Annotated in this window: 7 protein-coding genes; 3 read left to right on the top strand and 4 right to left on the bottom strand. The window is 29.8% G+C overall.

Annotated elements, in window-relative coordinates; all coding sequences use genetic code 11:
- The first annotated feature begins 329 nt into the window (after positions 1 to 329).
- Positions 330 to 1,583: a hypothetical protein gene (locus A2255_10890; GenBank protein OGI18179.1), complete on the top strand. Its 1,254-nt coding sequence runs from the start codon at positions 330 to 332 to the stop codon at positions 1,581 to 1,583.
- A 427-nt stretch (positions 1,584 to 2,010) separates the two neighbouring features.
- On the opposite strand, the gene A2255_10895 is transcribed toward A2255_10890, so the two are convergent.
- The 4 genes from A2255_10895 to A2255_10910 form a co-directional block, all read right to left on the bottom strand.
- A complete protein-coding gene (locus A2255_10895) occupies positions 2,011 to 2,355 on the bottom strand; it encodes a hypothetical protein (GenBank protein OGI18180.1) in 345 nt (114 codons plus the stop codon).
- Between the two features lie 11 nt (positions 2,356 to 2,366).
- Entirely contained in the window at positions 2,367 to 2,600 is a 234-nt protein-coding gene (locus A2255_10900) for a hypothetical protein (protein ID OGI18181.1), read from the bottom strand.
- 49 nt (positions 2,601 to 2,649) lie between these two features.
- Positions 2,650 to 3,687, bottom strand: coding sequence for a hypothetical protein (locus A2255_10905; protein ID OGI18182.1), 1,038 nt, complete (start codon positions 3,685 to 3,687; stop codon positions 2,650 to 2,652).
- A gap of 92 nt (positions 3,688 to 3,779) precedes the next feature.
- Complete coding sequence (locus A2255_10910; GenBank protein ID OGI18183.1) at positions 3,780 to 4,892, bottom strand: hypothetical protein; 1,113 nt, start codon at positions 4,890 to 4,892, stop codon at positions 3,780 to 3,782.
- Between the two features lie 218 nt (positions 4,893 to 5,110).
- Between A2255_10910 and A2255_10915 the strand changes: the two genes are divergently transcribed.
- Together A2255_10915 and A2255_10920 are read left to right on the top strand one after the other, a co-directional pair.
- Positions 5,111 to 6,022 (top strand): hypothetical protein, encoded by a 912-nt coding sequence (locus tag A2255_10915; protein OGI18184.1) that lies wholly within the window; start codon positions 5,111 to 5,113, stop codon positions 6,020 to 6,022.
- Between the two features lie 256 nt (positions 6,023 to 6,278).
- Positions 6,279 to 8,147, top strand: coding sequence for a hypothetical protein (locus tag A2255_10920; protein ID OGI18185.1), 1,869 nt, complete (start codon positions 6,279 to 6,281; stop codon positions 8,145 to 8,147).
- Positions 8,148 to 8,151: the final 4 nt, after the last annotated feature.

An 8,151-nucleotide genomic window follows, 5' to 3' on the forward strand; every position in this document is an offset into this window, starting at 1 on the left:
TTTTTCTTTATTTAACATACAAGCAATTCGAGTAATATAGTCTTAAATTATAAAAGTCTTTTACTTTATTAAAGTTTTATTTTTGGTTTTATAGATGTATTCTTCATTGTAAACCTTGATAAGTGACTTGCTTATATTGGGTTTTTCTTTGGATAAAGAAGGTTTTTTCTAGCTTTTTGAATTATATAATTTTAGCGAAGTTATAAAAACCGAAAATATGTGAAATTTTAAACGGAACTATTGGCTTAAAATAATAAGAAGTTAGAGAATATCTGATTTTAAAATATCTTTTCAGGTCATAAATTTAATCTCCATATTATGAGGTAGGTATGCCAAACTTAGAATGTTATTTATTTTCACCAATACATATCCAGGATAAAATTGATTTTTTAATTCCTCCAATTATATATTCAAAGAAAATTTATATAATTAAAGAGAAAAAATTATTTGAGTTATTAACCAAAATCGGGTTATTTCAGGATTTTCATCAGACTATTAGAGAAAGAGGATATGAATATACCTCTAAATGGCTTAATTCTAAAGAATTGTTAAATGAGGGTGTTCTTGAGAATGTAAGTCAGTATTGGATAAATGATGTAGATGTAAGAAAAATAACTGATTATAGCGTTTTTCAGAAAGATTTAAATAATAACCCTTGCATTTCTAAACAATGTATAAAAAATATCTTTAAAAAAGCTCTTTTATATAACTATATTCAGGAAAGAAAGAATGAATTTAATGATTTTGTTTCAAAAGAGTTAAACTCTATTGAGCAGGAATTGTTATGTATTAAGAATGTTGCAACCTATAACGCTAGACAGGCATTACATAAGAAAAATATTTTTAAATACTTGCTTGAAAGCTTTTTGATTAATATTGATAAAAATTTATCAGAAGATTTACAAAGTCTTGAAAGTATGGATCTAACTCTTGATACTCCTGTGGAGCTAGAAAATTTAGCCTTATATAGGGTAGGAAATTTAAGCAGTTATAAAAATTCTAAATTTCAGATAACAGACATTACTCAGCAGGAATGCCTTAAAGAGAATACTGTTATTAGAATGAATATAATATTTAATAAATATGTGGCAGGAAAATGTATTGATTTTCAGTATCTGGATTATATATTAAATCAGGTAAGAATTTTAGTGAATGATAAGCTTTCTTTTGATAAAAACTATATATCTGGGTTATTAGCTGATGAGAATGATGCATCTTTAATTAACACATTAAATGTTGTAAATGACTGTATAAAAAATATTGAAATTGAAGATAATGATCAATTGAATAAATCTGGAATCAATAATATAACTATTTTAGAGAATTCCAGAAAAGGTATATTTAAAGAAACTAGCATAGTTGATAATTATAATTCTATTATTTCTGATGCTAATTTCTTAATATGCTCCAATAGTGAATTAAATAGATTAATTTCAATTCTAAATATGGAAAAGTCCAATATTGATAAGTTTAATGAATTGCTTTGCGGTAAAAATAATAAAATTGAATGTGATCTTGTCAAAGTCTCTCTTGAAAAGGGTAATATTCCTCATTATCCTGTAGGATTTGCTAAAGTTAAATAATAAGAGCCTATCCGATAAATAAGTTTTTCTGTCATTGCGAGCCCTAAATCGCAATTATAAGCAACAATTATGCTTGCGTGGCAATCTATAAGCATCACTTTTTGGATTATCGGATATGCTCTAAGTACGTAATAAAAAATTCGATATGTGTCAATTTACTAGTGTATTGACCGAAAATATACTCACTTTGCGTAATTAAGGACGCAATAAAAAATATTTATGCATTTTTTATTGCTCGATTATTTGCTGGTTATAAGAAGTGCCAAAGGCACATATATAAGGTTGAAATAGTTAAAGACTTTAATAGTGTGACTGAGTCACCTACAAAAATACCTATTGGATTTTTCATCAAAATCTATAAGTATTTTTTACGCTGTCCTTAATCGGTCAGAGTACTAGTTATTATTGTAAATATTATTTCAATTATTTAGAAAATGTTAGCATTTAAAATAAAATCTATAACACGATCCAGCCAATCACCTCTTTGATTATTAGTTGAGGAATTAGTGGATGGGATATTAGGTTTTTCTTGAAATATGTATTTAGGAATTTTCTTACCTTCTGTTATTGCTTGAATACTGTCTATAAGCATGGATTTATCCGGCTGGTATACATATTTATCTGCCCCATATACACCTTCACAGGTTTCCATTCCTGCCTTTCTGGCTTCGTCTGCATTGCCATACCAATTATGTGTATTTACAATAACCTTGGTTCCTAACTGTTTAAGTTCTTTTATTAACTCTCCGCGTTGAGGTCCCAAACGAGGCATATTATAGGCGGTTATTGAGAGGAAAGGTTTGACATCTTCTGCTTTTTTAAGACCTTCCCTCCTTTGGCAGCATGAATATTATACCCATCAGCTTTTGAGCCTAAAGCTGATTTAACATCCTGTATAGTTGAATTTATCCCGCAATCAGAATCATCTATTACCAGGATATCCTTATCACCTTTAAAGCTTATCGGAACTCGGTTTAAGTGTGGTTGAGCAGGGATTTTTGTACTGTTAATATTCATAATTATTCTCCTTAAGTTTTTGATATTGATTTTATGTATTTATTGTTGCTCATAGGGTGGTTAATAATTCTATTAGACTGGTTGAGCATATTTCTTTTTGGTTTTTGCCATTAGAAAATTCAGTTATATCTGTTCCTGATATATAAAGCTCACCGCGTAACTGATTTATAAGATCTTCTTTTTCTTTTTTCTCTTTTGCTTGGATATTTTCAGCAACTGGTTCTCCACCAATGATTACTGCTTTTATATTAAATCTTTGAGTAAGGCTGTCAAACGATCTTTGGTTTCTTTTAACAAAATCTTTAATGCCTCGATTATTATCTAAAACTATGTAATTATTGTTTTTACCATCATAAATTAGGAATCCATGGATCATAGCGTGATTAGTGTGTTTAAGAGTTCCTGATAATAACTCTTTATTCTTCTTGATAGGATCTATTCCAAGGTCTTTTCTTATTTTTTCAAATGAGAAGTCAGGGTAAACTTTTTTTATATTATGTTTAATGATGTGATCTAACCATCTTTCTGCCTGCCAATGATCGCCTCCCATGTTTGATAAGTTTCTATATGAAGTTATAACAGGAAATACATCAGGGGCAGTTCCATTATTATATACTCCGCCTGGTATAAGAAGTGTTAAAGGATTAAAGCCAGTATTATTTCCTAAAATTTGTACTTCATTAGCAGTCTCAAATCCATATTCAAATATTAACTTTTTTTTAACGTGGTCAGTTGTATATTTTCCAAGTGGTGAAATTTTATCTAAAGAATTTTTAAATTCATTATCTAAGACATCTTTTAGGATTCTAAAAGATTGTGAGGTATTAGGATCTATATTACCTGTAAATGAGATATTTTTATCTATTGAGTGAGTTAAATTCATTATAGATTTATCAAATCTGTCAGATTTGTTCGATACAGAGCAGGTGACAGTGTTATTTGAAAACATTACTGAATCTTTATTGGAGCCTAATAAAGAAATTGAATTAACATTAATTGGAGCATTATAATTATTTCTTTTTGAAAAAGTTGAATTTGCGGAATCTTTAAAAGATATATATGGAAAATTATTAAGTCCTGTTTTCATTTTGTGACCTTTTAGAGATTTACAATAAAGTATTAAACGTAATAATTGCTAAATATATGGGAATATTGAGGAATTACTTGTTTTTATTGGTTTTATAGTGATTCGATATATTTCTTATTACCTATCGAGTTGGTTAATAATTCTATTAACTTAGTAGAGGATATCTCTTTCTTGCTTTTGCAGTTAGGAAAGTCTGTTATGTCTGCTCCTGTCATATAAAGTTCACCACGGAACTGGTTTGATATATCATTTTTTTCTTTTTTCTCTTTTGCTTCGAGATTCTCTATAACTGGTTCACCACCAACTATCACTCCTATTAGATTGAATCTTTGAGTAAGGTTATCAAACAGTTTTTGATTTGTTTTTACAAATTCTTTGATGCCATTTTTATTATCCAGGATTACATAATTGTTATTATTGCCATCATAAACTACGAATCCATGGATGCAGGCATAATTAGCATTGCCATTTTTGTCTCTGCTATCTATGCTTCTTTTTATTGAATTTAATCCTCGATTATTTGTCGGTAAACTGGCTCCTCTGGGTAAGGCTTTATTCTCATTTATAGGAGGCATTTTTAGGTCTTTTCTTAGCTGCTCAAAGGAAAAATCAGGATATTCTCTCTTTATTTCTGGAACAAGTTTATCAAGTAGGTAGTTTTGTACCTGCCAATGTTCACCTCCCATAAGCGAATGATTTATAGCAGGATTAATGACAGGAAATAGATCTGGAACTGTTCCATCTGGATTCATTCCAGGTATCATGAGTATTAGATCTTTAAATCCTGCATTCATTCCTGAAATTTTTACTTCATTAGCAGTTTCATCACCATATTCTGATTTTAGATTACTTTTAATTTTACTTACAGGCAGTTGTCCTAGTTTTGAGATTTCATCCAAGGATTTGGTGAAATCTGTATCTAAGGTTTTTTTCATAATGTTAAAAGATTGTGAAGTATTAGGGTTTACATTACCTGCAAATGAGATATTTCTATTATCATTTTTAGATGGTATGACTTTACATATTCCTGTTGGTGAATAGTTTAGATAAGTATTATTTGAAAAATTTACTGAATCTTTGCTTAAACTTGGTAATAAAGATAGATTAGGCTCGGATAAAGCATTGTAATCACACCCTTTAAAGGGTGTCGAGATCTTATTGTTTTTGAAAGGCACACTTATCAGATTATTTAGCCCTGTTCTCACTTTTTGCCTCATTTTTTGAGATTAATGTATCTAAATTTAATTAAGATGATCAAGGATAAAAATTGCTAGATAAAAAATAATATTGAAAATATTTACAAGATTAATTTTTTAATTTTGTGCTGGCATTATTGGCGGATTTATTTAAATAACCGGATTGTGGAATTACATAATTAAATAAATGTTTTATTCTTAAGACTATTAACTGTGGGAATATTGGCATGAATATTTATGATGCAATAATTATTGGGGCTGGACCGGCAGGACTGAGTGCTGGCATATATCTTGCACGCTTTAGAAGAAAAGCTTTAATTATTGATGCAGAAAAAGGAAGATCGTCTTTACCCGGGGTTTATCACAATATTGCTGGTTTTTTAAAACCTGTAGAAAGAAGAAAATTAAGACAATTAGGCGCTAAGCAAGCAGGCATGTATGGCGCTGAGGAGGTTTTTGACAAAGTTATAAACATTGAAAGTATGGATGAAGATAAGTTTAAATTGGTTTCTGAAAATAATATTTATTTTGCAAGAAATATAATATTTTGCACTGGCATTATGGATAATTGGCCTGAAGCAGAAGGGTTTATGGATTATGTTGGATATACTTTACATTCCTGTCCTGTTTGTGCAGGTTATGAAACTATTGATAAAAGAGTTATAGTGGTTGGTGATGAGCGTGTTGCAGGTTATGCCCTTGAAATATGGCCTTATACAAAAAAAATAAAAGTAGTTTCAAGCGTAAATTCTGAAAAAATCGATTTAAAATATATGAATAGTTTAAAAAAGATGAATATACCTGTTTATCAAGGCAAGATAGTTAAATTTGTCGGCCAGGAAAACAAAATTGAAAAAGTGATCTTGGATAACGGTATGGAATTGGAGGCTGATATTGTGTATTCAGCTCAGGGAAGTCACGTTAAGTCTGAATTGGCAAAGAAATTAGGTGTTGCCATCGATGAAGGTGATTGCATAATTGTAAATAAGCTTCAAGAGACAAATATAAACGGTATTTATGCAGCTGGAGATGTAACCAGCTTTGATAATAAGCAAGTTGTAACTGCTTTATATGAAGGATATATGGCTGCACATTCCATTCACAAAAAGCTTTTAAGGGAAGAAATAGACAAAATTTGAAGTGGTAATATATTAGAGTTGTATCAATTCGAACAATGTTCATAAGCTCAGTTGCGAAAGAAATGTATCCTGCTAAATTATTGTGTTAATACATTAGTGGAAATAAACTTACTCAAATCTCATATTTAAAAACTATTTAAATCAAGCATTTAAAGAATTTTCTTTTCCATAAAAATTAGTATAATCATAATTGAGTTACTGTAATTGCAAGTAAAGCAGGCATGCTCATAGTTAATTCTACTTATAGGTCAAATATATGAGATTGAAGAAGATAATAACTCTTTTAGCTTGTTTAGCATTTAGCATTCAATTTCAGCTTTCTCTTCCGGAGAAAGTGCAATCTCAGCAGCCTAATTCAGAAACAACGAGTTATGAAGTCGGACTTAACTACCTTAATAATAAAAATTATGTTCAAGCAGTGAAATACTTTAAACTCGTTATTGAAGAAAACCCAAATAACTCTCCGGCTTACTACAACTTAGGGGTAGCATATAAAGAGCTTGGAATGTCCGCAGAAGCTAAAATTGCTTTTGAAAAAGCCTTTACTCTAAGAAGTCCATCTAATTCCAATTCTCATAATAACTTAACCTCTAAAGCTGCTGTAGATAATAAAATTACTGAACCTTACCACCCAAAAACAGAAACTAATGCCAAGGAACGTGATTATTTAGATATAGCTAATATTTATTTTGATAGCAAACAGTATGAATCAGCTATAGAATATTATAAGAATGCATTAAAAGTTAATCCATATAATGATTTTGCCTATTATAAAGTATCGAAATCATATCTGGCTCTTGAAAACTATACTGAAGCAAATATAAATATAGATAAGGCACTCAAATTGTCTCCTTTAAATAAAGAATACGATTATTTTAAAAGTCAGATAAAAAATGCAACTCTGACAAGAGGAGAGAAAAAATCAACTGCCACTAAAATAATGAATTACTATAATGCTGATTACTACAATCAAAAAGGTGTAGAAAGTTATAGATCTGCAAATTTAGAAAAGGCTGAAGAATACTTTAAAAAATCCCTAGAAATAAAACCAAATTCAGCAAAAGTTTATAACAACCTTGCCAGCATAGAATATATGAAAGATAATCTGGATAAATCAATGGAGTATAATTTAAAAGCCATTAAATATTATCCGGAGTACAGCGATGCATATTATAACTTAGCTTTAATATACAAGAAAAAAAATGATCCAATTAAAGAGCTGGAATGTCTAAACAGAGTAATAGAATTATCATCAAGTAATTATCAGGCATTTTATTCTAGAGCAATAGCTTACTATGCTCAGGGGGAATTTGAAAAAGCTAAAAGCGACTTTCATAAAGTATTAGAATTAAAGAAAGACCATTATGCAACATATCGTAACCTTGCTATTATCTATGCTAATGAGTTAAATCCCGATCAGGCTATAGAATATTACCTTAAAGCCCTAATGCATTATGATGATGACTTAGATTCTTATTTAAACCTAGCATCTATTTATATGTCAGTAGATAAATCTAAAGAGGCAATAGAGTGCTATTTTAAAGCAATAAACATTAAGCCGGATGATTCTGGTATATTTCTAAATTTAGGTAAAGCTTACCTATCTAGTTCAAATCCAGATAACGCTCTTGAATCATTCAAAAAAGCTTCTGAATTAAACTCCAATGATCCGGAGTTATACAATTACCTTGGGTTAGCATATCAGTATAAAGGCCGATACAGAGATGCCAGAAATGCTTTTATTGAAGCAATAACTCTAAATCCAGACAGACCAATTTTTCACTATAATTTAAGCCAATGTTACCTGGCTATGAATAATAACGATAAATCAATGACAGAATTTCAAAATGCTATAAAAATTGCTCCAAAAACTGTTCAGGATTATATTGATTTAGCTAAAATTTTCAATGATAGAGAAATGTCAGACTATGTTATAAGAGTACTTCATCAGGGTATTAATGCTCATCCAGACAGTGAAACACTATATATTTTACTGGCAGATATGTACGAGAAGAATGGAGATACAAAAACAGCTAAACAAACTTTAGAAGAACTAATCAAAATTAAGCCTAAAGCAATTTTAAACAGTTCTGTAAAATATAAAATGAGCACTTACGGTAGTTAGATCT

It is taken from the genome of Candidatus Melainabacteria bacterium RIFOXYA2_FULL_32_9 (assembly GCA_001784615.1).
In the GTDB taxonomy this organism is placed as follows: Bacteria; Cyanobacteriota; Vampirovibrionia; order Gastranaerophilales; family UBA9579; genus UBA9579.